Origin of the sequence: Pseudomarimonas salicorniae (assembly GCF_023156535.1) — a bacterium.
Classification (GTDB): Bacteria; Pseudomonadota; Gammaproteobacteria; order Xanthomonadales; family Xanthomonadaceae; genus Pseudomarimonas; species Pseudomarimonas salicorniae.
This window is the reverse complement of sequence record NZ_JALNMH010000013.1, coordinates 123,842-145,620: the sequence shown is the minus strand read 5'-3', so window position 1 is coordinate 145,620 and position 21,779 is coordinate 123,842. Positions and strand designations below refer to the sequence as shown.

Genomic DNA, 21,779 nt, shown 5'->3' with positions numbered 1-21,779 from the left:
AGCGGGTTCCTCCCTCCCCACCGAATTCAGCGCACCGCGCTGGGCGCCCATGCTACGCGCCTCCCCGCCCAAAACACATGCTGCACCGCATCGTGACGCCCCGCGTCACAAGACCAGGAACGCCGCCAGGCCCAGGAACAGGCCCATGCTGACCACGTCGGTCGCGGTGGTGAGCAGGATTGCCGAAGCGGTCGCCGGATCGGCGCCAGCCCGGCGCAAGGCCACCGGGATCGCCGCGCCGGCCACGCCTGAGAGACCGCAGCCCAGCGACATGGCCACCCAGGTCGCCAGCGCCAGCGGCAGGGCGGTAGCCGGGTCCTTGCCGTGGGCGAGGACGAACATGGCGGTGGCGGCGACCGCCCCGGTGATCACCCCGTTGAGCAGACCGAGCAGGCCCTCCTTGAGCAGCAGCCGGCCCACCGGCAGCGAGCGCAGCTCCCCGAGGGTCATGCCGCGAAGCACCACGGCCAGCGACTGCGCCCCGAGATTGCCGCACTGGCCGGCCAGCACCGGAATGAACAGGGCCAGCACCACCAGCTGGTCGATTGCGTCCTCGAAGAAGCCGACCACGGCCGCTGCGGCAAACACGGTGAGCAGGTTGATCTGCAGCCAGGGGTGGCGGAAGCGGAAGCTGCGCGAGAACGGCGTGGCAAGGCGCTCCTCCTTCTCGACGCCGACCATCGCGCCGGCCTGGGCGCTGATGTCGAAGGCCTGCTGCTCGAACAGCACCTGGCCACGGACCAGGCCGACCAGGCGACCGTCGTCCTCGCAGACCGGATAGACCGGGAAGTGCTTGGTCACCACCTCGCGCATGGCCTCGACCATCGGCGTCCGCGGATGCAGGGTGAACGGCCGGTCGATCATCACCTCGTCGAGGGTCTGCTCGGGTCGCGCGTAGAGCAGCTCGCGGAAGGCGACCACGCCCAGCAGGCGCTCGGCACCGTCAACCACGAACAGATAGACCACCATCCGTTTGCGGATCAGCGAACGCATCGCCTCGATCGCGTCGCGCACCGTGGTGCCGGAAAGGAAGATCGCCGGCGGATCTTCGAGCAGCCGGCCGATGCTGCCGGCGGGGTAGCTCTGGGCGTCGGTCCAGTCGGTGCCCGGGGGAGCCACCTCGAGGATGGCGCGACGGAAGTCCTCGGGCATCGCCGCCAGTACCGTCGATGCGCGGCCAACCGGCATCTGCGCCAGCAGCTCGGCGGCGTCTTCCGGCCGCAGGCGGCGCAGCCGATCGGTGGCGGTCGCGGCGTCCAGGCCGGACAGGCGATCGGAAGACAGCTCGTGCTCGTTCATCGGCAGGCCCGCTGGGTCGGTCGGTGGAACAAGGTGTCAGGCGCGGCGCTCAGACCGCATGCCCGGAGTGGATCGCGACGATGCCGCCGCTGAGATTCCGGTAGTCGCAGCGCTCGAAGCCGGCCTCGCTCATCATGCCCTTCAGCTGCTCCTGCGGCGGATGCTTGCGGATCGACTCGGCAAGGTACTGGTAGCTGTCGGCGTCACCGGCGAACAGCCGGCCGAGGCGCGGCAGCACCCGGAAGCTGTGGAAGTCGTAGATCGGCCGGAACCACTTCGGCTGCACCTCGGAGAACTCCAGGACCAGGGCCCGTCCGCCGGGGCGCAGCACGCGGCGCATCTCGGCCAGGGCGCGCGGCTTGTCGGTGACGTTGCGCAGGCCGAAGGCAATGGTGACCAGATCGAAGCTGGCGTCCGGAAATGGCAGCGCCTCGGCATTCATCTGCACGAACTCCAGCCCGCGGACGATCCCGCGATCGATCAGCCGATCACGCCCGACCCGCAGCATCGCGTCATTGATGTCGCCGAGCACGATGGCGCCGCGCTCGCCGACGCGCGGATGCAGCAGGGCCGCGATGTCGCCGGTGCCGCCGGCGAGGTCGAGCACGCGATCGCCCTGCTTCACCCCGCTGGTCGCGACGAAATAGCGCTTCCAGACGCGATGGATGCCAAGGCTCATCAGGTCGTTCATCAGGTCGTAGCGCTGCGCGACCGAGCTGAAGACCTGGCCTACCAGCTTCTGCTTGTCCGCCAGCGGAACGTCGCGGAAACCGAAATGGGTCAGATCGCTTGCGGGCTTGGGGGGCGTGTTCTCGTCCATGCGGAGGATTATCACCGAAACCCGACGCTGGCCGGATTTCGCGCCGTGACGCCCTGCCCTACCATGCCGCGATGACCGTGCCCGACAAGCTGCGCTGGACCTGCCAGCCATTCCGCTCGCTGCCCCCCGAGAAGGCCTATGGGGTGCTGCGCCTGCGCGCCGAGGTGTTCGTCGTCGAGCAGACCTGTCCCTATCTCGACCTCGACGGCAAGGATCTGCTGGAGGGTGTCTGGCAGCTGTTCGCCGAGGACGCCGCCGGCGATATCCTGGCCTGCCTGCGGGTGCTCGCCCCTGGCCTGTCCTTCGCCGAGCCGGCGCTGGGCCGGGTGGCGACCTCGCTGCGCGCGCGCCGTAGTGGCCTCGGCCGCACGCTGATGCGCCGGGGCATCGAAGCCTGCGCGCAGCGTTTCCCGGGGCTGCCCATCCGCATCGGCGCCCAGGCCTACCTGATCCCGTTCTACGAAAGCCTTGGCTTCGCCGTGGCCTCGCCGCCCTACGACGAGGACGGCATCCCCCACGTCGAGATGCTGCGCGCCGCCGCGCCGGCCTGAGGAGAGTCCCGGCTGCAGGCAGCGGGAGATCCGGCTATCCTTCGGGTCGATCTCCTTGGGGAAGGACTTCATGATCTGGTGGTTTTCCGCAGCGGCCTTGCTGGCCCTGCTGCTGTTCAAGCGCGCCCTCGCACCGGCGCGACCGATTCCCGCAGCGCGGCCCAGGCCGCGTCTGCCTCAGCAGATCCTGCATCCGGGCCGCCTGCCCGGCGTGAGGGGCGACTCGCTGTGGCGACTGCGCCCGGATCCGCACTGCGACAACACCCGCGGCCGGCTCGGCCAGCACGTGCTGGCGCGCGAAGCCATCGACCTTGGCGAGCTGGGCTGCGATGTCACCCGCTGCCGCTGCACTTGGCGTCCGACGCCTGACCGCCGCCGGCGCCGCGAGCAGCGCGAAGCCGAAATCGAACACAGCGGAGAGGAGCGCCGGCGCGCCTAACGCTCCAGCCCGCGGGCCTCGAGCTCGGCCAGATAGCGCGGCCAGGCTTCGGCCTGCTCGCGGCCCAGGCGGTACAGGGTCTCCCAGCTGAAGATGCCGGTGTCATGGCCGTCGTCGAAGCGCAGCAGGACCCCATACTGGCCCACCGGATCGATACCGACGATGTTGACCTCGCGCTTGCCGGCGACCAGGACCCGCTGGCTGGGGTGATGGCCCTGGACCTCGGCCGAGGGGCTGTTCACCCGCAGGTACTCGCAGGGCAGGTGGAACACCTCGCCGGTGTCGAATCCGACCTCCAGGCTCCGGGAGCGCTGGTGCAGGACCAGGCGCTCGACCCGCACGGCGCTCACGGCGCGACCGCGGGGGGCTCCGCGGCGGCGGCCTCCTGGGCGGGAAAGTACCAGACGTTGCGGATCAGCCCGGCCTCGCTGAACTGATAGACGCAGGTCGCCGACTGGCGCTGCATGACGTCACCCTCGCCGAGGTACTCGGTGAATTCCACCGTGCTGGCGTAGGCGCCGTCGACCTGGACGGCCCCCAGCGTCGAGCGTGCGCTGGGCGTGGTGCGGAAGTAACCCTCCAACCAGGAGCGCAGCTGGTCGGGCCCGACCACCTCGACGCTGATCCGCTCGCCCTCGACATGCATCCAGCGAAAGCCGGGCTCGACCGCGCCGACCATGGCCTCGACATCATGCTGGTTGGCGGCCTGGACAAAGCGCTTGACGCGCTGGTCCAGGTCGGCCGGCGGCGCGGCCATGGATTGGCCGGCCAGAACCAGCAGGCCAAGCGTGGCGGGAAACAGCGTGCGCAGACGCATCGGGGAACTCCTTCTCACTGCGGGTGGGGCTGCGACCACGATCCTCATCAAAGGTTCGCGCCCCGCGGTAACGTACTGTTCAGAGCCTGAACGGAGCCGGCCTCAGCATGCCACGCCGTTGTTGACGGCGCTGGCGCCGGCAGCAAAGGGGGTCGTGATCCGCGCAGACCCCATGGCGGCCACCGTGGCCCAACCCCCTCCCAACCTCCCCCTACGGCGCCAAGCAACGCAAGGGGAGGAGCAGAGCCCGGCCCGCTCCCGCTCTTCCTGAGCCCCAGCCCCTAGGCCCTGAGCCCTCAAAGTATGTACCGCGACAGATCCTCGTCCCGCACCAGCCCGTCCAGCTGGCCGTCGACATAGGCACGGTCGACGACCACGCTGTCGCCATCTCGGTCCGGCGCCTCATAGCTGAGCTGCTCGAGCAGTCGCTCCATCACCGTATGCAGGCGTCGGGCGCCGATGTTTTCCTGCCGCTCGTTGACCTCGAAGGCGATCTCGGCAAGTCGGTCGACAGCGTCGTCGGTGAACTCCAGGCTGACGCCCTCGGTCTTCATCAGGGCCGGATACTGCAGGGTCAGCGCGTTGTGCGGCTCGCGCAGGATGCGGCGGAAGTCTTCACGGGTCAGCGCGGCCAGCTCGACGCGGATCGGGAAGCGGCCCTGCAGCTCGGGAATCAGATCCGAGGGCTTGGCCAGGTGGAAGGCACCGGAAGCGATGAACAGGATGTGGTCGGTGCGCACGATGCCGTACTTGGTGCTGACCGCCGAGCCCTCGACCAGGGGCAGCAGGTCGCGCTGCACGCCCTCGCGGGACACATCCGCGCCATAGCCCTCCGAGCGCTTGGCCACCTTGTCGATCTCGTCGATGAAAACGATGCCGTTCTGCTCGCAGGCGGTGATCGCGGTCTGCCGGATCTCGTCCTCGTTGACCAGCTTGCCGGCCTCTTCCTCGATCAGCTGAGGCAGGGCGGCGCGGATCTTCATCGTGCGCTTCTGCGACTTGCTGCCGGAGAGCTGGCTGAACATCTGCCGCAGCTGCTGGCCCATCTCCTCCATGCCCGGAGGGGCCATGATGTCGACCCCGATGCTCTGGCTGACGTCGACCTCGATCTCGCGCTCGTCCAGCTCGCCGCGGCGCAGCTGGCGGCGCAGCTTGGCCCGGGTCTCCTCGCTGCCGCCCTGCACCTCGCCGCTGCCGGCGTCGAGGGTGGTGAAACCCACGCTCCCGCCCTGGCGGCGCGGCAGCAGCGCATCGAGCACGCGCTCCTCGGCGCGCTCCTCAGCCTGGCTGCGGACCCGCGTCTTGGCCTGCTCACGGAACATCTTGACCGCGGTATCGGCGAGGTCGCGGATGATCTGCTCGACGTCCTTGCCGACGTAGCCGACCTCGGTGAAACGGGTTGCTTCGACCTTGGTGAACGGCGCATTGGCCAGCGCCGCGAGGCGACGGGCGATCTCGGTCTTGCCGACTCCGGTCGGCCCGATCATCAGGATGTTCTTCGGCGTCACCTCATCGCGCATCGAGGGTTCGAGCTGCATGCGCCGCCAGCGGTTGCGCAGGGCGATCGCCACCGCGCGCTTGGCCTCCTGCTGGCCGATGATGTAACGGTCGAGTTCGTCGACGATTTCGCGGGGAGTGAGTGAGGACATGTGATCCGTCATTGGTGATTCGTGATTCGTGATTCGCGATTCGTGATTCGTCAACAGCGAAAGACGCTGTCAGCACTGGATCCGTGTCTGCGACTGGACACCAAAAGAGGCATGTACCGCAGACCGCCCTTTCGAATCACCAATCACCAATCACGAATCACAATTCTTCAACCACCCGGTTGTGGTTGGTGTAGATGCAGATATCGCCGGCGACGGTGAGCGCCTCCTCGGCGATCTCGCGGGGCCCGAGTTCGGTGTGCTTGAGCAGGGCCTTGGCGGCGGCGAGGGCAAAGGGGCCGCCCGAGCCGATGGCGATCAGGCCATCCTCGGGCTCGAGCACGTCGCCGTTGCCGGAGATGATCAGTGAGGCCTCGGCGTCGGCCACCGCGAGCATGGCCTCCAGCCGGCCCAGGCGGCGGTCGGTGCGCCAGTCCTTGGCGAACTCCACGGCGGCGCGCACCAGCTGGCCGTGTTTCTCCAGCTTGGCCTCGAACAGCTCGAACAGGGTGAAGGCGTCGGCCGTGGCACCGGCAAAGCCCGCCAGCACGCGGCCATTGCCGAGCCGGCGTACCTTCCGCGCATTGGCCTTGACCACGGTATTGCCGAGCGTCACCTGGCCGTCACCGGCGACGACGACCTTCTGGCCGCGGCGGACGGAGACGATGGTGGTGGCGTGAAAGGACTCGGCCATGGGCAGCTCATCGGAACGCGGGAGTCCCTTCAATGGGGACGATGCCGGTCAACCCAAGAGCCGGCCCGGGCGCGGCGACCGGATCGGCAACGCAGGGGCCCTGCTCAGCCGGGGACGGCGTCGGCTTCGGTGGTGAAGCTCTCGCCGCAGCCGCAGGCGGCCTGCGCATTGGGGTTCTCGAAAACGAAGACCTGGTTCAGGCCCTGGCGGACAAAGTCGATCCGGGTGCCGTCCACCAGGGGCAGGCTCTGCGCGTCGACCACCACGGACACGCCGTCGGCCTCGAATACGCTGTCCTCGGGCGAGATGCTGTGCGCGACGTCGACCTCGTAGCCCCAGCCGGAGCAGCCGGTGCGCTTGACGCCGAAGCGCAGGCCCTGCGCGCCTGGCTGGTCGGACAGGAACTGGCGTGCGCGGGCGGCGGCTTGGGGGGTCAGGCTGATACTCATGGCTTCCATCCTCGGCCGGGTGGGCTGAACAGGCCGCAACGGGGGCTATTCTAGCGGCGCCTGTTCCGGCGGCGGTGACGCCGCTATCATCGCGCCCCTTGGTCGCAAATGGGCGCCGGCGCCCGGAGTTTCAACATGTCGCTGCTTTCGGTACGCGAGGCCCTGTCCGGGGCCGGTCGCGAGGGACAAGAGGTCACGGTGCGCGGCTGGGTGCGCACGCGGCGCGATTCCAAGGCCGGCCTGTCGTTCGTCAACCTCAGCGACGGCTCGTGCTTTTCGCCGATCCAGATTGTCGCTCCGGCCGACCTGCCGAACTACGAGAGCGAGGTCAAACGCCTGACCTCGGGCTGCGGCGTGATCGCGACCGGCACCCTGGTGCCCTCGCAGGGCCAGGGCCAGGCCTTCGAGATGCAGGCCAGCGCCATCGAGGTGGTCGGCTGGGTCGAAGACCCGGAGACCTACCCGATCCAGCCCAAGCCGCATTCGCTGGAATTCCTGCGCGAAGTGGCCCACCTGCGCCCGCGCACCAACCTGTTCGGCGCGGTCACCCGCATCCGTCACTGCCTGTCGCAGGCGGTGCACCGCTTCTTCCACGAGAACGGCTACTACTGGATCAGCACGCCGATCATCACCACCTCGGACGCCGAGGGCGCCGGGCAGATGTTCCGCGTGTCCACGCTGGACCTGGCCAACCTGCCGCGGACCGACAAGGGCGCGGTGGATTTCTCGCGCGACTTCTTCGGCAAGGAGACCTTCCTCACCGTCTCCGGCCAGCTCAATGTCGAAGCGTTCTGCCTCTCGCTTTCCAAGGTCTACACCTTCGGCCCGACCTTCCGCGCCGAGAACAGCCACACGACGCGGCACCTTGCCGAGTTCTGGATGGTCGAGCCGGAGATCGCCTTCGCCGACCTGGTCGAGAACGCCAATGTCGCCGAGGCCTTCCTCAAGTACCTGTTCCGCGCCGTGCTCGACGAGCGCGCCGACGACATGGCCTTCATCGCCGAGCGCGTGCAGAAGGACGCCATCAGCCGCCTTGAGGCCTTCATCGACGCGCCGTTCGAGCGCATCGACTACAGCGACGCGGTGAGCCTGCTGCAGAAGTCCGGGCACAAGTTCGACTTCCCGGTGGAGTGGGGCCTCGACCTGCAGACCGAGCACGAGCGATGGCTGACCGAGCAGCACGTCGGTCGTCCGGTGGTGGTGATGAACTACCCCGAGCACATCAAGGCCTTCTACATGCGCCTCAACGACGACGGCCGCACCGTCGCCGCCATGGACGTGCTCGCCCCCGGCATCGGCGAGATCATCGGCGGCTCGCAGCGCGAGGAGCGTCTCGACGTGCTGGACAAGCGCATGGCGCAGTTCGGCCTCGACCCCGCGCACTACGGCTGGTATCGCGACTTCCGCCGCTACGGCACGGTGCCCCACGCCGGCTTCGGCCTCGGCTTCGAGCGCCTGGTGGTCTACGTCTGCGGGCTGTCCAACATCCGCGACGCGATTGCCTATCCGCGCGCGCCGGGCTCGGCGGAGTTCTAGCGTTCACCGGATCGCCAGCAAGCTGGCTCCTACAATGCGTGCTGTAGGGGCCAGCTTGCTGGCGATCGACTTCGGAAGGTTTCCATGTCCACCCCCCTGATGTTCCTGCTGCTGTTCACTACCGGGCTTGCCATCACCGGCATCGCCGGATACGTGATCTTCGGCCCGCTGAGCTTTGTCCAGGCCCGCGACCGCGGCATTCGGCATGGGGCCCACGCCTTTGCCCCCGGCTTCCTGCACTGGATCGTGTTCGGCGGTTTCCGCGCCACTCGCGACCGCGCCATCACCGGGCTGGCGACGCCGGCGCAGATCCTCTGCTGGTGCTTCATCATCGGGATGATCGGCACCGGGCTGGTGCTGCTCCCGCTGGTGGCCTGGTGAGCGTCGTGCACAGCGAGTGGTGGATCGCCAGCCTCGGCAGCGCCCTGGTCTGGGCGCGCCTCGACCTGCTGGAGGCCGGCACCGCCAGCGTGTTCGACTGCGATGGCCGCACCCTGCCCTACGACTCCGAGGACAGCGCGCGCAATGCGCTGCTGGACGCCGAATTTCGCGCCTGGGACGGTTTGGACGAGACCGATGCCGCCGCGCTGGGCATCGACCTCGGCAGCGTCAAGCCGCCGGAGGGCGAGAGCGTCGAGGCCTTGCGCGCGCGGATGATCGTCCAACTGCCGCGGCGGCAGTAGGCCGTTCCCCTAGTCCCGGCCGTCGGCGTCCTCGTCGCCCGACTCGGCCTCCATTTCCGCCTGGAACTCCTCGGTCACGTCGCTGACCGGAGCCGGCGGCTGGGCGAAACCCGCGGCGCGGCCGCGCGGTGGCGGCAGGCCCGCTTCGGCGGCCTCGACATCCTCGAGCATCTGCGCGCGCCGCTCGGTTGGCACCTGCTGCCAGTGGCAGCCGGTCAGGGCGCCTTCCAGCGCGTAGAGCAGGTTGAGACTGGGACGGAAGCCGGCACGCTTGACCTTGACGAAGGCGCCGACCGCGCCGGCCTTGCGCAGTTCGCCCTCGGTGCGGATTCCCACCTGGCGCAGCCATGCGGTGGATTTGGGACCGACGTTCAGCAGCTTGCCGCGATCGCTCATTCCGACGCCCCCAGACTCTCGACGAAGGCCGCGGCGATCGCCTCGAGGCCGGCCTGGTCCTCGGCGTCGAAGCGCGCCTTGACCGGACTGTCGAGGTCGAACACGCCGATCAGCTGCTCGCCGCGAAACAGCGGCACGACCAGCTCGGAGCGCGAGGCCGAGTCGCAGGGGATATGGCCCGGGAAGGCGTCGACATCGTCGACCCGCTGGGTCTGACGGGTCTGCGCGGCGGTGCCGCAGACGCCGCGGCCCAAGGCGATGCGTACACAGGCCGGATGGCCCTGGAACGGCCCGACCACCAGCTCCTTGCCATCGTGGAAATAGAACCCGACCCAGTTCAGATCAGGCAGGGCATGGAAGACCAGCGCGGACAGGTTGGCGGCGTTGGCGATGCGGTCGGGCTCGCCGTGCATCAGGGCGCGGGCCTGGGCAAGCAGCTGGGCATACTGCTCCGGCTTGCTGCCGCTGAGCGCTGAACTGGAAAACATCGATCAATATCCCTTACTTTCTTTCGCCGTCCGCGGCGCGGCAGCCGCGATCGACAACGCAACGAACGGTAGTGAGCCGCGAATGGATCGCCCTTCACTGTACATCACAGGTACCGACACCGGGGCCGGCAAGACCGCGGTCAGCAGCGCCCTGCTGCGCGGCCTGTGCGCCGCCGGCTGGCGCGCCATGGGCATGAAGCCGCTGGCCTCGGGCTGCGAATGGCGCGACGGCCGCTGGCAGAACGAGGATGCCCTCGCCCTGCTCGCCGCCGGCGCCTCCGGGCCCGACTACGCGACGGTAAACCCGATTGCCCTGCCCGCGGCGACCGCGCCGGAGATCGCCGCCCGCGAGGCCGGGATCGATGTGTCGCTGGCGCCTGTGCTGGCCGCCCATGCGCGCCTTGCGGCGATGGCCCAGCTGGTCCTGGTCGAGGGCGTCGGCGGCTGGATGGCACCGCTATCCGCCGAACTGATGCAGGCCGACCTGGTACGCGAGCTGGACCTGCCGGTGGTGCTGGTGGTCGGCCTGCGCCTTGGCTGCATCAACCACGCCCTGCTCAGCGAGCGGGCGATACGCACCGACGGGGCCCGGCTGCTCGGCTGGATCGGCAACTCGGTGGATCCTGACCTCGACTACGCCGGGGCCTATGAGGTCGGTCTGCGCAGCCGCATGGCCTCGCCGTGTCTGGGCTGGCTGCGCCACGGCGAGCAGCGGCTGGAACCCGCAGGCCTGCTCAGCGCGATGGCGGAGCCAGCGGCAGGCGCAGGCTGAAACGGGCACCGCCAAGCGATCCGGAGCGGCCGGCCTGCAGGCCGCCGGCGTGTTCCTCGGCGATCTTGCGGACGATGGCAAGGCCCAGACCGGTGCCTTTCGGCTTGGTGCTGCGGTAGGGCTCGAACCAGGAGGTATCGAAACCCTCGGGCAGTCCCGGACCGTCATCCTCCACCACCAGTTCCACCGCACTGCCATCGGCATCCAGTCCAGCACCAAGGCGGATCCGAGCGGCGCCGGCCTCCTGAGCGTTCTTGACCAGATTGTGCAGTACCTGGCGCAGCCGCCCGGCATCCGCGGTGACCGCTGGCAGACCGGGATTCGCCACGACAGCGAGGCTTATCCGCGGGTCTCCGGCGTACAGCTCAGCCACCTCGCCCATCAGCGCCGGCAGGTCGACCGGGCGACGCTGCAGCACCGGCGCCCGGGCGTAGTCGCTGAACGCGTTGACCAGGGTCTTCAGCGCATCGACCTGGGCGACGATGGTGTGGGTGGCGCGGTCGAGCACGTCAGCCTCGGCGCCCTGCAGATGCGGCAGGACGCGGCGCCGCAGCCGTTCGGCGGCGAGTTGGATCGGGGTCAGCGGATTCTTCACCTCGTGGGCGAGGCGCCGCGCGACCTCGCCCCAGGCGGCGTCGCGGCGGGCGCGATCGATGTCGGTGGTGTCGTCGACGACAACCAGCAGGTTGCCGTCGGGCAGGCGGGCGCCTCGCACCAGCCACAGATGACGACCGTCGGCGGCGTCGCTGGCCAGTTCCACGCCAAACTCCTGACTGTCATCGCGAAGGCGCGACTGGACCAGGCTGGCCAGCGCGCTGCCCTGGGCCGAGGCGGCGCCAAGATCGACCAGCGCGCCGCCAGCCACCGCCGGCGGGCCGAGCAACTCGGTCGCCGCGGCGTTGGCGCTGCGCAGGATGCCGACGTCGTCGACCACCAGCACCGCGCTGCTAAGACGCTGCAGCACGGTTTCCAGGTAGGCGCGCTGGCGCTCGGTTTCGGCCTGGCTGCTGCGCGCCCGCTCCGAGGCCGCGTCGAGGTCGCCGAGCATCCGGTTGAAACCGCTGATCAGGAAGGCCAGCTCGTCGTCGCGGGCCAGCTCTTCCAGGCGCACCGCGTAGTTGCCCTCGCTGACCCGCGCAGTCGCTGTCGCCAGCTGGCCGATCGGCGCCACCAGGCGCCGTGACAGGACGAAGGCGAGCAGGACCGCGAGCAGAACCGAGAGCAGCAGGACGAAGCTCAGGATCAGGACAAAGGCCAGCTTCAGCGAGTCGCGCAGGAAGGCCGCCTGGCGGGCCTGGGCGATGCCCTGCTCGACCCGCAGCAGGCCCTGGGCGTAACTCTCCGGCAGCCGGCTCAGGATCTGCAGGTGGGCGGCCCCGGGCCCTGAGCCAACCGCGTTCAGGGCGCGCAGCTGCAGGCCCTCCCCAGCCGGCTCGGAGGCCACTGCACGACGGCTCTCACGCAGCACCAGCAGCAGCTCGTCGGGTGGCGGGTCAGCGATGACCAGGCTGGGCTCGGCGGCCGCCAGTGCGAGCAACCGTCCATCGCGCGAGAACAGCGCGATCTGCGCGGCGTCGAAGCGGTCCAGGGCGCGATCGATGGCCGACTGCCAGTCGAGCGGGTCGAGCCCCTCGAGCTCGGCGGCGAGGCTCGCAGCATCACGCTCGGCCAGGGCGCGGCGCTCGTCGAGCAGGGCGCGGCCGACGCGCAGCGCCTCGCCGAGGATCTCGGCGCTGTTGGCGCGCAGCCAACTGTCGACGGTGGCGCCGATGAAGCGCGCCGAGAAACCGTAGACCAGCAGCACAGGCGGAATCGCGAGAACCAGGAGCAGGACCAGCAGGCGGCGATTGAGGCGCGCCCCGGCCTGACGCTCGCGCAGGGCCCGGCGCAGTCGCCGCAGCCGCTGCAGGATGGCGCCCGCCAGCAGCAGCAGGGCGGCCGCGGCGCCGATGAAGACGAAGGGGTACCAGCGGGCCAGCCCGGCACCGAGTCCCTCCGCGTCGGCAGCGAGGTACAGCGCGGTCAGCACCAGCACCAGCAGGGCCAGCGCCAGCACCGCCCAGCCGATGCGCGGGATCAGCGAGCCGCGGCCTGCCATGACGCCTTGGGCGAGACCATCCGCCAGTCCTCGGGACGCAGCAGCGCGGGAAAGCGCAGCGGGGTGGGCAGACCGGTCAGGTCGAGGACCACCCGGACGCCGCCCGGGCAATCGGCCGGAAGCGCCTCGGGCAGCGGCAGACGGACCCGGTCCAGGGCCGACAGCATGGCGCTGCGGCGGCCGAAGCGACGCGCCTCCTGGCCGCTGGGCTGCACGGTGTAGGCGCGCTGCAGGGGGGCGTAGCGCAGCTCAATGGCGTGGCCACCGCGCCAGGGGGCACAGTCCAGGGTGTAGGCAAGCCGCAGTGGGATGCCGTTGGACAGGGCCTCGAGCATGGTTGGCGAAAAGCGCAGCTGCTGCTCGACCTCGAGCACCCAGCCGGCGCCGGTATCGCGCAAGGTGGCCGAGGCGATGCGGGCGCGGTCCGGGGTCTCGCCGGCGCAGCCGACAAGGCCGAGGAGCACCGCGGCGGCGCTAGCGCGGCTTGCCCAGCGCGGCATAGAAGAAACCGTCCATCTGCTGCTCCCCCGGCAGGCGTTGCCGTCCCGATCCGCAAGGGTGCCCGAGGTGCGAGGGCAAGGCGAGCCGCTCGGCTTCGGCGTGCCGCTCCAGAAAAGCCTCGATCTGGCCTGCGTTCTCCTCGCGCAGCAGGGAACAAGTGGTGTAGAGCAACCGCCCGCCAGGCGCCAGCAGCCCCCAGGCCGCCTCCAGAAGGGCCGCCTGCTGAGCGCAGAGTGCGTCGATATCGGCCGGGCGGCGATGCAGCTTGATGTCCGGCTGGCGACGGATCACCCCGGTGGCCGAACAGGGCACGTCGAGCAGGATAAGATCGAACGGGCGGCCGTCCCACCAGTCCCCGGGCCGCGCGGCGTCGGCCGCACGCATCACCGGCGCGTGACCGAGGCGGGCCAGCCCCGACTGCATCCGCGCCAGGCGCTGCGGATCGCGGTCGAGCGCCAGCAGGTCGAGCGCCGGCTCGACCTCGAGCAGGGCGGCCGTCTTGCCGCCGGGCGCGGCGCAGGCGTCCAGCACGCGCAGGCCCGGCGAAAGCGGCAGCGCCGTGGCCACCGCCTGGGCCGCGGCGTCCTGCACCGCGACCTGGCCCTCGGACCAGCCTGGCAGACGCTCGGGAGCGACCGGTGGATCGATGCAGACCGCGCGCGGCCAGCCGTCCGGACCCGCCGCAGCGGTGATGCCCTCGGCCTGCAGGGCGCGCAGGTAATCCTCGACGCTGCCGGCCCGCGGATGCAGGCGCAGCCAGAGCGGGCCGGGCCGGTTGTTGGCAGCCAACAGCGTTTCCGCCTGCTCCGGCCAGTCGCTGCGGATCCGCTCGATAAGCCAGCGCGGATGGGCCAGGCGTGCGACCGGATCGGCCTCGCACCGCGCGGCGATCGTGGCCTCGTCGCGGCACCAGCGGCGCAGCAGCGCATTGACCAGTCCGACCATGCCCGGCTGCTTCCAGGCCCGGGCCACCTCGGCGGTACTGGAAATGACCGCGTGCGGCGCCATCCTCAGCGCCTCCAGCTGGGCCAGACCGACCAGCAGGAGGGCCTGGATCCGACGCTGCTTTGCCGGCAGGGGCCGGTCGAGCAGGCCAGCCAGCACGCGCTCGTAACGCGGCTGCCAGCGACAGGCTTCGAACAGCATGGCCTCGAGCAGGGCGCGGTCACGGGGATCGGCCAGCCGGCGCAGGGGCTCGGGGAGCACCGCGCGCAGCGAGCGCCCGTCGCCCACCACCTCGGCCAGCGCCTCGGCCGCGAGCTGGCGGACCAGGACCCCGGGCTTGGCCATCAGCGCGGGGCCAGCAACTCGCGGCGGGCGTTGACCAGGTCGGCGGCCGAGATCACCTTGCCGCCCGCGCGCTGGACGCGGAGCAGGCTGAGCGCCCCGTCGCCGCAGGCCACATGCAGACAGCCGCGCGGCGCCGGCAGCAGGCTGCCCGGCACGCCCGAGCCCGCGACCGGCTCGGCGGCATGGATGCGCAATCGCTCACCCGCCAGTTCGGCCTCGGCCACCGGCCAGGGATGGAAGGCACGTACCCGGCGGGCCAGCGCCTCTGCGCTGCCCGACCAGTCCAGCCGCGCCTCGGCCTTGTCCAGCTTGTGGGCGTAGGTGACCCCGGCCTCGGGCTGCGGCCGGGCCTCAAGCTCCCGGCCTGCGACCAGGCCCGCCAGGCCTTCGGCAAGCACCGCTGCGCCGAGCGTGGACAGCCGGTCATGCAGGCTCCCGCCGGTGTCCTGTTCGCTGATCGGCGTGCGCGACTCAAGCAGGACCGGGCCGGTATCCAGGCCGCGTTCCATCTGCATCAGGCAGACGCCGGTTTCCGCATCGCCGGCCTCGATGGCGCGCTGTATCGGCGCCGCGCCGCGCCAGCGTGGCAGCAGGGAGGCATGCACGTTCCAGCAGCCATGGCGGGGAATCTCGAGCACCTTGCGCGGCAGCAGCAGGCCATAGGCCACGACCACCATCAGGTCCGGTCGCAGGGCGGCCAGGGCGGCCTGTTCATCGGCATCGCGCAGGGTCTGCGGCTGGCGCACCTCGATGCCCGCGGCCTCGGCCCGCTGCTTGACCGGGCTGGCCAGCGGCTGGCGGCCGCGCCCCGCGGGGCGATCAGGCTGGGTGTAGACGGCCAGCACCTCGGCGCCGGTACCGAGCACGGCGTCCAGGCACGGCACGGCGAACTCCGGCGTGCCGGCAAAAACGACCCTCAGGGCCATGACTCAGGCCGCGTGGGCGCGGCGCTGCTTGGACAGACGGCGGCGAACCATCTCCTGCTTCAGCGGCGAGAGGTAGTCGACGAACAGCTTGCCGTCGAGGTGGTCCATCTCGTGCTGGATGCAGACCGCCAGCAGGCCGTCGGCCTCGAGTTCGAAGGCCTTGCCCTGGCGGTCCAGCGCGCTGACCGTGATGCGGTCGTGGCGCTTGACGTCGGCGGTGATGCCGGGCACCGACAGGCAGCCCTCCTGGCAGACCTGGGTGCCAGCGTGGGCGGTGATCCGCGGATTGATGAACACGAAGGGCTCGGAGCGGTCCTCGCTGACATCGATGACCATGAAGCGCAGGTGGAAGTCGACCTGGCTGGCCGCCAGGCCAATGCCCGGGGCGTCGTACATGGTCTCGAACATGTCGTCGATGCGCTGCTGGAAATCGGGCGTGAAGTCGGCCTCGACAACCTCCCGCGCACGGGTGCGCAGGCGCGGATCGGGGAATTCAAGAATGGGAAGCAGGGCCATGACGGTCAGATGCGGGTCGGGGCCCGCGTTTCAAGGGTTTGGGGCGAGGAGTGTAGCGCTTTGCGGGTGAACCGGCGGCAAGCCCGGGCCCCTGCCCCGTCAGGAATGTTTTGTCGGCCCATTCTTTGGGCTATAGTGCCAGCAACCTGCCCGGGGAAACAGGTGGTTACCCGCCATGCTTAAAAAACTTCTTACGGTTGTCGCAGCCGCGGCACTGACCTTCGGCGGCTGGGTCATGGCGGTCGAGCTTCGCGCCGACCACCCCGACACCTACGTGGTCAAGAAGGGCGACACCCTTTGGGACATCGCCGCACGCTTCCTCAATGAACCCTGGCTGTGGCCGGAGATCTGGCAGGCCAACCCGCAGATCGAGAATCCGCACCTGATCTACCCGGGTGACGTGATCAGCCTGGCCTACCTTTCCGGCGGCCGGCCGGGCCTTGGCATCACCAAGCGTTCGCCGGAGATCCGCCGCGAGGCGATCGATCCGATCCAGGCGGTCCCGCTGTCGGAAATCGAGGGCTTCCTCAAGCGCACCCACGTCCTCGAGGGCGATGAGCACGAGAAGCTGCCCTACGTGATCGGGCTCGAGGAAGGCCGCCTGCGCAGCGCCTCCGGCCAGCTGGCCTACATCCGCGGCGGCGACTTCGCCCCCGGCGACAAGGTCGTCTTCGTCCGCCCGACCGTGCGCTTCGCCGTGCACCCGCAGCCGGCCACCGGCTTCCCGCGCCTGCGCCGCGATCCCTGGTCGGCGCGCGACGGCCTGACCCCGCAGACCTCGGGCATCGAGTGGGCTTACTACGCCGCTTCAGACAACGGATTCGAGGTGCTCGGCTGGGAGGTCATCGAAGTGGCCAGCGGCACCGTCATGCGCGACGGCGATCCGGCCAGCATCCTGCTCTCCGCCGAGGGCAGCGAGGTCAAGAAGGGCGATCTGGTCATGCCGATGCAGGACATGCCCTTCGACCTCAGCTTCATGCCGCACGCGCCGAAGTCGGTCCCCGAGCACCTGCGCATCCTGGCGATCACCGACCGCGGAACCTACGCAGGCCCACGCGACGTGGTGGCGATTTCCGCCGGCGCCCGCGACGGCATCGACAACGGCACCGTGTTCGCGATCTACCACCCGGGCGAGGTGGTCAAGGACGATATCCGCCACGGCAACAACCTGGTCGCCAGCTTGCCGAAGAACAAGGTGCAGATGCCGGACGACTTCGTCGGCCATGTGATGGTCTTCCGCACCTTCGACAAGGTCAGCTACGGCCTGATCATGGACGGCATCCGCCAGGCGCGGCTGGAAGACGAACTGCGGGCCCCGGGCCGGCTCTGAGCCGGCCGGACGGTGCCCGTCGCCGATAAGGCCCGCACCCGGGCCTGGCTGCGTCTGATCCACACGCCGGGGCTCGGTCCGCGGCGCATCGCGCGCCTGATCGCTCAATTCGGCAGCGCCGAGACGGCCGTCGCCGCGGCGCCGCGCGGCTGGGCGCACGCGGGCCTGGAACCCGGCCGCAGCGGCGAGCCGCCCGCCGCCGATGCGCAGGGGGTCGAGCAGGACCTGCGCTGGCTGGAAGCTCCCGCCCACCACCTGGTCTGCCTCGGTGAGGACGACTATCCGCCCCTGCTGGCTCCGCTGGACGGCGCCCCGGCGGCGCTGTTCGTCGCCGGCGACCCGGCCCTGCTGTGGCATGCGCAAGTCGCCGTGGTCGGCAGCAGGAACCCGACCGCGGGCGGCCGTGACAATGCCGCCGATTTTGCCGGCGAGCTGGCCCGTGCCGGGCTCGTGGTGACCTCGGGCCTGGCCGCCGGCATCGACGCCGCCGCCCATGCTGCCGCCCTGGACGCGGGTGGCGCGACCATCGCCGTGATGGGCACCGGGCCCGACCAGGTCTACCCGGCGGCCAACCGCCGCCTCGCGGCACGCATCGCGGCCGAAGGCGCCCTGGTGAGCGAGTACCCGACGGGAACCGGGGTGCGGCGGGAGCACTTCCCCCAGCGCAACCGGATCGTGGTCGGGCTGTCGCTGGGAACACTGGTCGTCGAGGCGGCCCTGCAGTCGGGTGCCCTGATCAGCGCCCGCCTCGCGGCCGAAGCCGGTCGCGAGGTCTTCGCCCTGCCCGGCTCGATCCACAACCCGCTGGCCCGGGGCTGCCATCGCCTGCTGCGCGAGGGCGCGACCCTGGTCGAGAGCGCGCAGGAGATCCTCACAGCGGTCGCCGGTCCGGCGCGCGAACTGGGCCAGAAACTGCGTCAGCGCCTCGACTCGGCCGGCCCCGACCCGGCCAAGCCACCGGCCAGCATCCTCGACCCGGCCTACCAGCGGCTGATGGAGGCCCTGGGCCACGATCCGGTGCCCATGGAGCGCCTGGTCGAGCGCACCGGGTTGACCGTCGATGCCCTATCCTCCATGCTGCTGGTGTTGGAACTGGAGGGACGCGTCGCCGCCATCCACGGGCGCTACGCGCGTTCCGGCAGCTGACGTCCCCAACGCGCCGCCTTCCCGCGGCGCAGGCAGAGGGTGGATGAAAGAGACCGTACTGGACGTATTGCTTTACCTGTTCGAACACTACTTCTACGAAGAACCGGATGCGGTTCGCGATCGCGATTCGCTCCAGGGCAGCCTGCTCCAGGCCGGCTTCAGCCCCAGTGAGATCAGCAAGGCCTTCGACTGGCTCGACGGGCTCGCCGAGCAGCGTCATGAAGCCCCGATCACTCCGCGCGCGGTCCCCGGCTCGCTGCGCCTGTTCTCCGATCCTGAACTTGCCCGGCTCGACCACGAATGCCGCGGCCTGCTGCTGTTCCTGGAGCAGAACGGGGTGCTGGATGCCACCTCCCGCGAGCTGGTGCTCGACCGGGCGATGGCGCTGGACCATGAGCAGATCGACGTCGAAGACCTGAAATGGGTGGTCCTGATGGTGCTGTTCAACCAGCCCGGGCAGGAAGCCGCCTTTGCCTGGATGGAAAACCACATGTTTGACGGCGAAGGCGAGCCTGTCCACTGACCCCCGCCCCGGCCGCCCGCTCGGCGCCGGTTTGCTTGACAGCTCTTCCGACCCTGTGTTTCCACTAGGAAAACGCCCGAGCCCCTGGGGCCCGGGCGTTTTCTTTCACGTGGCCTGTGTGCCCGCTCCGGAATAACCCACCCATGGCAAAGAACCTGCTGATCGTCGAGTCGCCCGCCAAGGCCAAGACCATCAACAAGTACCTCGGCAAGGACTTCCAGGTCCTCGCCTCCTACGGCCATGTCCGCGACCTGGTGCCCAAGGAGGGCGCGGTCGATCCGGACAACGGTTTTGCCATGAACTACGAGGTGATCGACAAGAACGAACGACACGTCGACGCCATCGCCAAGGCCGCCAGGGAGGCCGAGTCGCTGTTCCTGGCCACCGACCCGGACCGCGAGGGCGAGGCGATCAGCTGGCACATCGCGGAGATCCTGCGCGAGCGCGGCCTGCTCAAGGACCGCTCCCTGCAGCGCGTCGTGTTCACCGAGATCACCCCCCGCGCGATCAAGGAAGCCATGGCCAAGCCGCGGGCGGTGTCGGCCGACCTGGTGAACGCCCAGCAGGCACGCCGCGCGCTCGACTATCTGGTCGGCTTCAACCTCTCGCCGGTGCTCTGGCGCAAGGTGCAGCGCGGCCTGTCCGCCGGCCGCGTGCAGAGCCCCGCGCTGCGGATGATCGTCGAGCGCGAGGAGGAGATCGAAGCCTTTGTCCCACGCGAGTACTGGAGCGTCGAGGCCCAGCTGGCCCACCCCAGCCAGAACTTCGCCGCGCGCCTGGTCAAGCTTGATGGCGCCAAGTTCGAGCAGTTCACGATTACCGATGGCGACACCGCCGAGGCCGCACGCACCCGCCTGCTGGACGCCGCCGGCGGCAAACTGCAGGTCGCTGACGTGCAGTCGAAAGAGCGCAAGCGCCGCCCAGCGCCGCCCTTCATCACCTCGACCCTGCAGCAGGAGGCCGCGCGCAAGCTCGGCTTCTCGACCAGCCGCACCATGCGCATCGCGCAGAAGCTGTACGAGGGCGTGGCCCTGGGCAGCGAGGGCACGGTCGGCCTGATCAGCTACATGCGTACCGACTCCACGCACCTGTCGCAGGAAGCGGTGTCTGAACTGCGCGAGGTGATCGCCCGCGACTTCGGCCAGCATGCGCTGCCGCCGCAGGCCACCGAGTACAAGACCAAGTCGAAGAACGCGCAGGAGGCCCACGAGGCGATCCGCCCGACGTCGGCCCTGCGTACGCCGAAGTCGGTGGCCGCCTTCCTCGACCCCGATGCGCTGCGCCTGTACGAGCTGATATGGAAGCGCGCGGTCGCCTGCCAGATGATCCCCGCCACGCTGAACACCGTGTCGGTGGAGCTGGCGGCCAGCAAGGACCACGCCTTCCGCGCCACCGGCACCACGGTCGTCGACCCGGGCTTCCTCGCCGTCTACGAGGAGGGCCGCGACGAGAAAAAGGCCGAGGACGAGGACGAGGGCCGCAAGCTGCCCGCGCTGCGCGTCGGCGAAAGCGTGCCGCTCGACAGCATCGTCACCGGCCAGCACTTCACCGAGCCGCCGCCGCGCTTCTCCGAGGCCTCGCTGGTCAAGGCCCTGGAAGAGCACGGCATTGGCCGCCCCAGCACCTATGCCAGCATCATCCAGGTGCTGCTGAACCGCGAGTACGTCTACCTCGACAGCCGCCGCTTCCGACCGACCGACGTCGGCCGCGCGGTAGCCAAGTTCCTGACCGGGCACTTCACCCAGTACGTCGACTACGACTTCACCGCCAAGCTCGAGGACGAGCTGGACGCCGTTTCCCGCGGCGAGGAGGAGTGGCAGCCGTTGATGGAGCGGTTCTGGAAGCCGTTCAAGGCGCTGGTCGATGACAAGGCGCAGAGCGTCGACCGCAGCGAGGCCACCGGCGCCCGCCAGCTGGGAACCGACCCCAAGAGCGGCAAGCCGGTCAGCGTTCGCCTCGGTCGCTACGGGCCGTTCGCCCAGATCGGCACCGCCGACGACGAGGAGAAGCCGACGTTCGCCTCGCTGCGCGGCGGACAGAGCATGCACACCATCACGCTGGAGGAGGCGCTGGAGCTGTTCAAGCTGCCGCGCGCCCTCGGCGAGGTCGACGGCGAGGCGCTCAGCGTCGGCATCGGCCGCTTCGGGCCGTTCGCCAAGCTCGGCAGCACCTATGCCTCGCTGAAGAAGGAAGATGACCCGTACACGATCAGCGGCGAGGAGGCCCTGGCGCGGATCCGCGAGAAGCAGGAGATCCTCGCCAACCGGATCATCCGCGAGTTCGAGGGCAGCGACATCCAGGTGCTGAACGGCCGCTACGGGCCGTACATCACCGACGGCGCGAAGAACGGCAAGATCCCCAAGGACCGCGAGCCTTCATCGCTGAGCCTTGAGGAATGCCAGGAAATCCTCGCCAACGCCCCGGCCAAGCCGGCGCGGGGTCGCTTCGGTGCGAAGAAGACCGCGGCGAAGAAGGCTCCGGCCAAGAAGGCCGCCGAGGCGAAGGCCCCAGCCAAGAAGGCAGCCAAGAAGGCCCCCGCGAAGAAAGCGACCAAGAAGGCCACCGCGAAGAAGGCCCCGGCCAAGAAGTCGGCAGCCAAGAAGTCAGCCTGATCCACGTCACGGGGCCGGGCACGCGTCGAAAAGAGGCGTAGCGGGCCGAACGGCAGGCTGCGCGACCGGTTCGGGCGCGAAGCGGAGATTCGCCACCGACCCCGATCGGGCGGGCTCTTCGTAGGAGCGGACATGGCCGCGACCGCGGAGGTTCGCTCTGCCCGCGGTCTGTGGAGAACACGTCATGCCGCGGTCGCGCCCATGTGCGCTCCTGCAGTCGGGCTTCGTTGGGCGTCGGCGAAGCCCC

The 21,779-nt window shown here is 69.8% G+C and carries 24 protein-coding genes; 10 read left to right on the top strand and 14 right to left on the bottom strand.

Annotated features, from left to right (window positions below):
* Positions 1 to 105: 105 nt before the first annotated feature.
* The gene (locus M0G41_RS15575; RefSeq protein WP_248210844.1) at positions 106 to 1,299 is read right to left on the bottom strand and encodes a magnesium transporter; all 1,194 of its coding nucleotides are present in this window, start codon (positions 1,297 to 1,299) and stop codon (positions 106 to 108) included.
* Positions 1,300 to 1,348: 49 nt separating this feature from the next.
* Positions 1,349 to 2,119: a bifunctional demethylmenaquinone methyltransferase/2-methoxy-6-polyprenyl-1,4-benzoquinol methylase UbiE gene (gene ubiE, locus M0G41_RS15570; RefSeq protein ID WP_248210842.1), complete on the bottom strand. Its 771-nt coding sequence runs from the start codon at positions 2,117 to 2,119 to the stop codon at positions 1,349 to 1,351.
* 71 nt (positions 2,120 to 2,190) lie between these two features.
* Between ubiE and M0G41_RS15565 the strand changes: the two genes are divergently transcribed.
* On the top strand, positions 2,191 to 2,670 hold the full coding sequence (locus M0G41_RS15565) for a GNAT family N-acetyltransferase (RefSeq protein WP_248210840.1): 480 nt from the start codon (positions 2,191 to 2,193) through the stop codon (positions 2,668 to 2,670).
* Positions 2,671 to 2,740: 70 nt separating this feature from the next.
* A complete protein-coding gene (locus M0G41_RS15560) occupies positions 2,741 to 3,109 on the top strand; it encodes a hypothetical protein (RefSeq protein ID WP_248210839.1) in 369 nt (122 codons plus the stop codon).
* Here M0G41_RS15560 and M0G41_RS15555 read toward each other — a convergent pair.
* From M0G41_RS15555 to M0G41_RS15535, 5 genes are all read right to left on the bottom strand, one after another.
* Complete coding sequence (locus M0G41_RS15555) at positions 3,106 to 3,459, bottom strand: gamma-butyrobetaine hydroxylase family protein (protein ID WP_248210838.1); 354 nt, start codon at positions 3,457 to 3,459, stop codon at positions 3,106 to 3,108. The genes M0G41_RS15560 and M0G41_RS15555 overlap by 4 nt on opposite strands.
* Positions 3,456 to 3,926: a nuclear transport factor 2 family protein gene (locus tag M0G41_RS15550; protein ID WP_248210837.1), complete on the bottom strand. Its 471-nt coding sequence runs from the start codon at positions 3,924 to 3,926 to the stop codon at positions 3,456 to 3,458. Before M0G41_RS15550 ends, M0G41_RS15555 begins: the two co-directional genes overlap by 4 nt.
* 296 nt (positions 3,927 to 4,222) lie before the next feature.
* A complete protein-coding gene (gene hslU / locus M0G41_RS15545; RefSeq protein ID WP_248210836.1) occupies positions 4,223 to 5,587 on the bottom strand; it encodes an ATP-dependent protease ATPase subunit HslU in 1,365 nt (454 codons plus the stop codon).
* Between the two features lie 145 nt (positions 5,588 to 5,732).
* On the bottom strand, positions 5,733 to 6,266 hold the full coding sequence (hslV, locus tag M0G41_RS15540) for an ATP-dependent protease subunit HslV (protein ID WP_248210835.1): 534 nt from the start codon (positions 6,264 to 6,266) through the stop codon (positions 5,733 to 5,735).
* 104 nt (positions 6,267 to 6,370) lie between these two features.
* Positions 6,371 to 6,715: a HesB/IscA family protein gene (locus M0G41_RS15535; RefSeq protein WP_248210834.1), complete on the bottom strand. Its 345-nt coding sequence runs from the start codon at positions 6,713 to 6,715 to the stop codon at positions 6,371 to 6,373.
* 135 nt (positions 6,716 to 6,850) lie between these two features.
* Here M0G41_RS15535 and asnS point away from each other — a divergent pair, with 135 nt between their 5' ends.
* The 3 genes from asnS (at position 6,851) to M0G41_RS15520 (ending at position 8,934) form a co-directional block, all read left to right on the top strand.
* Positions 6,851 to 8,251 carry an asparagine--tRNA ligase gene (asnS, locus tag M0G41_RS15530; RefSeq protein WP_248210833.1) on the top strand — a complete coding sequence of 467 codons (1,401 nt, stop codon included), beginning with the start codon at positions 6,851 to 6,853 and terminating at the stop codon, positions 8,249 to 8,251.
* Positions 8,252 to 8,335: 84 nt separating this feature from the next.
* Complete coding sequence (locus M0G41_RS15525) at positions 8,336 to 8,632, top strand: hypothetical protein (RefSeq protein WP_248210831.1); 297 nt, start codon at positions 8,336 to 8,338, stop codon at positions 8,630 to 8,632.
* Positions 8,629 to 8,934 carry a hypothetical protein gene (locus tag M0G41_RS15520; RefSeq protein ID WP_248210830.1) on the top strand — a complete coding sequence of 102 codons (306 nt, stop codon included), beginning with the start codon at positions 8,629 to 8,631 and terminating at the stop codon, positions 8,932 to 8,934. Before M0G41_RS15525 ends, M0G41_RS15520 begins: the two co-directional genes overlap by 4 nt.
* A 9-nt stretch (positions 8,935 to 8,943) precedes the next feature.
* Here the strand turns inward: M0G41_RS15520 and M0G41_RS15515 are convergent, their stop codons facing one another.
* Both M0G41_RS15515 and M0G41_RS15510 read right to left on the bottom strand, forming a co-directional pair.
* Positions 8,944 to 9,330: a TfoX/Sxy family protein gene (locus M0G41_RS15515; RefSeq protein ID WP_248210828.1), complete on the bottom strand. Its 387-nt coding sequence runs from the start codon at positions 9,328 to 9,330 to the stop codon at positions 8,944 to 8,946.
* Positions 9,327 to 9,818 carry a GAF domain-containing protein gene (locus M0G41_RS15510; protein ID WP_248210827.1) on the bottom strand — a complete coding sequence of 164 codons (492 nt, stop codon included), beginning with the start codon at positions 9,816 to 9,818 and terminating at the stop codon, positions 9,327 to 9,329. The genes M0G41_RS15515 and M0G41_RS15510 overlap by 4 nt, the downstream gene beginning before the upstream one ends.
* Before the next feature lie 82 nt (positions 9,819 to 9,900).
* Between M0G41_RS15510 and bioD the strand changes: the two genes are divergently transcribed.
* Complete coding sequence (gene bioD, locus M0G41_RS15505; protein ID WP_248210826.1) at positions 9,901 to 10,590, top strand: dethiobiotin synthase; 690 nt, start codon at positions 9,901 to 9,903, stop codon at positions 10,588 to 10,590.
* Here bioD and M0G41_RS15500 read toward each other — a convergent pair.
* Genes M0G41_RS15500 through def form a run of 5 tightly spaced genes read right to left on the bottom strand, consistent with a single transcriptional unit; the run spans position 10,553 to position 15,921 of the window.
* Positions 10,553 to 12,688, bottom strand: coding sequence for a sensor histidine kinase (locus M0G41_RS15500; protein WP_248210825.1), 2,136 nt, complete (start codon positions 12,686 to 12,688; stop codon positions 10,553 to 10,555). The genes bioD and M0G41_RS15500 overlap by 38 nt on opposite strands.
* Positions 12,667 to 13,188 (bottom strand): DUF4390 domain-containing protein, encoded by a 522-nt coding sequence (locus M0G41_RS15495; protein WP_248210824.1) that lies wholly within the window; start codon positions 13,186 to 13,188, stop codon positions 12,667 to 12,669. Before M0G41_RS15495 ends, M0G41_RS15500 begins: the two co-directional genes overlap by 22 nt.
* Positions 13,163 to 14,479 carry a 16S rRNA (cytosine(967)-C(5))-methyltransferase RsmB gene (rsmB, locus tag M0G41_RS15490; RefSeq protein WP_248210823.1) on the bottom strand — a complete coding sequence of 439 codons (1,317 nt, stop codon included), beginning with the start codon at positions 14,477 to 14,479 and terminating at the stop codon, positions 13,163 to 13,165. Before rsmB ends, M0G41_RS15495 begins: the two co-directional genes overlap by 26 nt.
* Positions 14,479 to 15,405 (bottom strand): methionyl-tRNA formyltransferase, encoded by a 927-nt coding sequence (gene fmt, locus M0G41_RS15485; protein ID WP_248210822.1) that lies wholly within the window; start codon positions 15,403 to 15,405, stop codon positions 14,479 to 14,481. Before fmt ends, rsmB begins: the two co-directional genes overlap by 1 nt.
* A gap of 3 nt (positions 15,406 to 15,408) precedes the next feature.
* Positions 15,409 to 15,921 carry a peptide deformylase gene (gene def / locus M0G41_RS15480; protein ID WP_248210820.1) on the bottom strand — a complete coding sequence of 171 codons (513 nt, stop codon included), beginning with the start codon at positions 15,919 to 15,921 and terminating at the stop codon, positions 15,409 to 15,411.
* Between the two features lie 175 nt (positions 15,922 to 16,096).
* Here def and M0G41_RS15475 point away from each other — a divergent pair, with 175 nt between their 5' ends.
* From M0G41_RS15475 to M0G41_RS15460, 4 genes are all read left to right on the top strand, one after another.
* On the top strand, positions 16,097 to 17,251 hold the full coding sequence (locus tag M0G41_RS15475) for a LysM peptidoglycan-binding domain-containing protein (protein WP_248210819.1): 1,155 nt from the start codon (positions 16,097 to 16,099) through the stop codon (positions 17,249 to 17,251).
* Between the two features lie 12 nt (positions 17,252 to 17,263).
* Positions 17,264 to 18,397 (top strand): DNA-processing protein DprA, encoded by a 1,134-nt coding sequence (gene dprA, locus M0G41_RS15470; protein WP_248210818.1) that lies wholly within the window; start codon positions 17,264 to 17,266, stop codon positions 18,395 to 18,397.
* Between the two features lie 43 nt (positions 18,398 to 18,440).
* Positions 18,441 to 18,920 (top strand): DUF494 family protein, encoded by a 480-nt coding sequence (locus M0G41_RS15465; protein ID WP_248210817.1) that lies wholly within the window; start codon positions 18,441 to 18,443, stop codon positions 18,918 to 18,920.
* Positions 18,921 to 19,063: 143 nt separating this feature from the next.
* Positions 19,064 to 21,532 carry a DNA topoisomerase I gene (locus M0G41_RS15460; RefSeq protein ID WP_248210816.1) on the top strand — a complete coding sequence of 823 codons (2,469 nt, stop codon included), beginning with the start codon at positions 19,064 to 19,066 and terminating at the stop codon, positions 21,530 to 21,532.
* The last annotated feature ends 247 nt before the right edge of the window (positions 21,533 to 21,779 follow it).

Bases quoted from the DNA above. Each gene is read 5' to 3' on its own strand.
- M0G41_RS15575 (WP_248210844.1), bottom strand. From the start codon at position 1,299: ATGAACGAGCACGAGCTGTCTTCCGATCGCCTGTCCGGCCTGGACGCC.
- ubiE (WP_248210842.1), bottom strand. From the start codon at position 2,119: ATGGACGAGAACACGCCCCCCAAGCCCGCAAGCGATCTGACCCATTTC.
- M0G41_RS15565 (WP_248210840.1), top strand. From the start codon at position 2,191: ATGACCGTGCCCGACAAGCTGCGCTGGACCTGCCAGCCATTCCGCTCG.
- M0G41_RS15560 (WP_248210839.1), top strand. From the start codon at position 2,741: ATGATCTGGTGGTTTTCCGCAGCGGCCTTGCTGGCCCTGCTGCTGTTC.
- M0G41_RS15550 (WP_248210837.1), bottom strand. From the start codon at position 3,926: ATGCGTCTGCGCACGCTGTTTCCCGCCACGCTTGGCCTGCTGGTTCTG.
- hslU (WP_248210836.1), bottom strand. From the start codon at position 5,587: ATGACGGATCACATGTCCTCACTCACTCCCCGCGAAATCGTCGACGAA.
- hslV (WP_248210835.1), bottom strand. From the start codon at position 6,266: ATGGCCGAGTCCTTTCACGCCACCACCATCGTCTCCGTCCGCCGCGGC.
- M0G41_RS15535 (WP_248210834.1), bottom strand. From the start codon at position 6,715: ATGAGTATCAGCCTGACCCCCCAAGCCGCCGCCCGCGCACGCCAGTTC.
- asnS (WP_248210833.1), top strand. From the start codon at position 6,851: ATGTCGCTGCTTTCGGTACGCGAGGCCCTGTCCGGGGCCGGTCGCGAG.
- M0G41_RS15525 (WP_248210831.1), top strand. From the start codon at position 8,336: ATGTCCACCCCCCTGATGTTCCTGCTGCTGTTCACTACCGGGCTTGCC.
- M0G41_RS15515 (WP_248210828.1), bottom strand. From the start codon at position 9,330: ATGAGCGATCGCGGCAAGCTGCTGAACGTCGGTCCCAAATCCACCGCA.
- M0G41_RS15510 (WP_248210827.1), bottom strand. From the start codon at position 9,818: ATGTTTTCCAGTTCAGCGCTCAGCGGCAGCAAGCCGGAGCAGTATGCC.
- bioD (WP_248210826.1), top strand. From the start codon at position 9,901: ATGGATCGCCCTTCACTGTACATCACAGGTACCGACACCGGGGCCGGC.
- M0G41_RS15500 (WP_248210825.1), bottom strand. From the start codon at position 12,688: ATGGCAGGCCGCGGCTCGCTGATCCCGCGCATCGGCTGGGCGGTGCTG.
- M0G41_RS15495 (WP_248210824.1), bottom strand. From the start codon at position 13,188: ATGCCGCGCTGGGCAAGCCGCGCTAGCGCCGCCGCGGTGCTCCTCGGC.
- rsmB (WP_248210823.1), bottom strand. From the start codon at position 14,479: ATGGCCAAGCCCGGGGTCCTGGTCCGCCAGCTCGCGGCCGAGGCGCTG.
- fmt (WP_248210822.1), bottom strand. From the start codon at position 15,405: ATGGCCCTGAGGGTCGTTTTTGCCGGCACGCCGGAGTTCGCCGTGCCG.
- def (WP_248210820.1), bottom strand. From the start codon at position 15,921: ATGGCCCTGCTTCCCATTCTTGAATTCCCCGATCCGCGCCTGCGCACC.
- M0G41_RS15475 (WP_248210819.1), top strand. From the start codon at position 16,097: ATGCTTAAAAAACTTCTTACGGTTGTCGCAGCCGCGGCACTGACCTTC.
- M0G41_RS15465 (WP_248210817.1), top strand. From the start codon at position 18,441: ATGAAAGAGACCGTACTGGACGTATTGCTTTACCTGTTCGAACACTAC.
- M0G41_RS15460 (WP_248210816.1), top strand. From the start codon at position 19,064: ATGGCAAAGAACCTGCTGATCGTCGAGTCGCCCGCCAAGGCCAAGACC.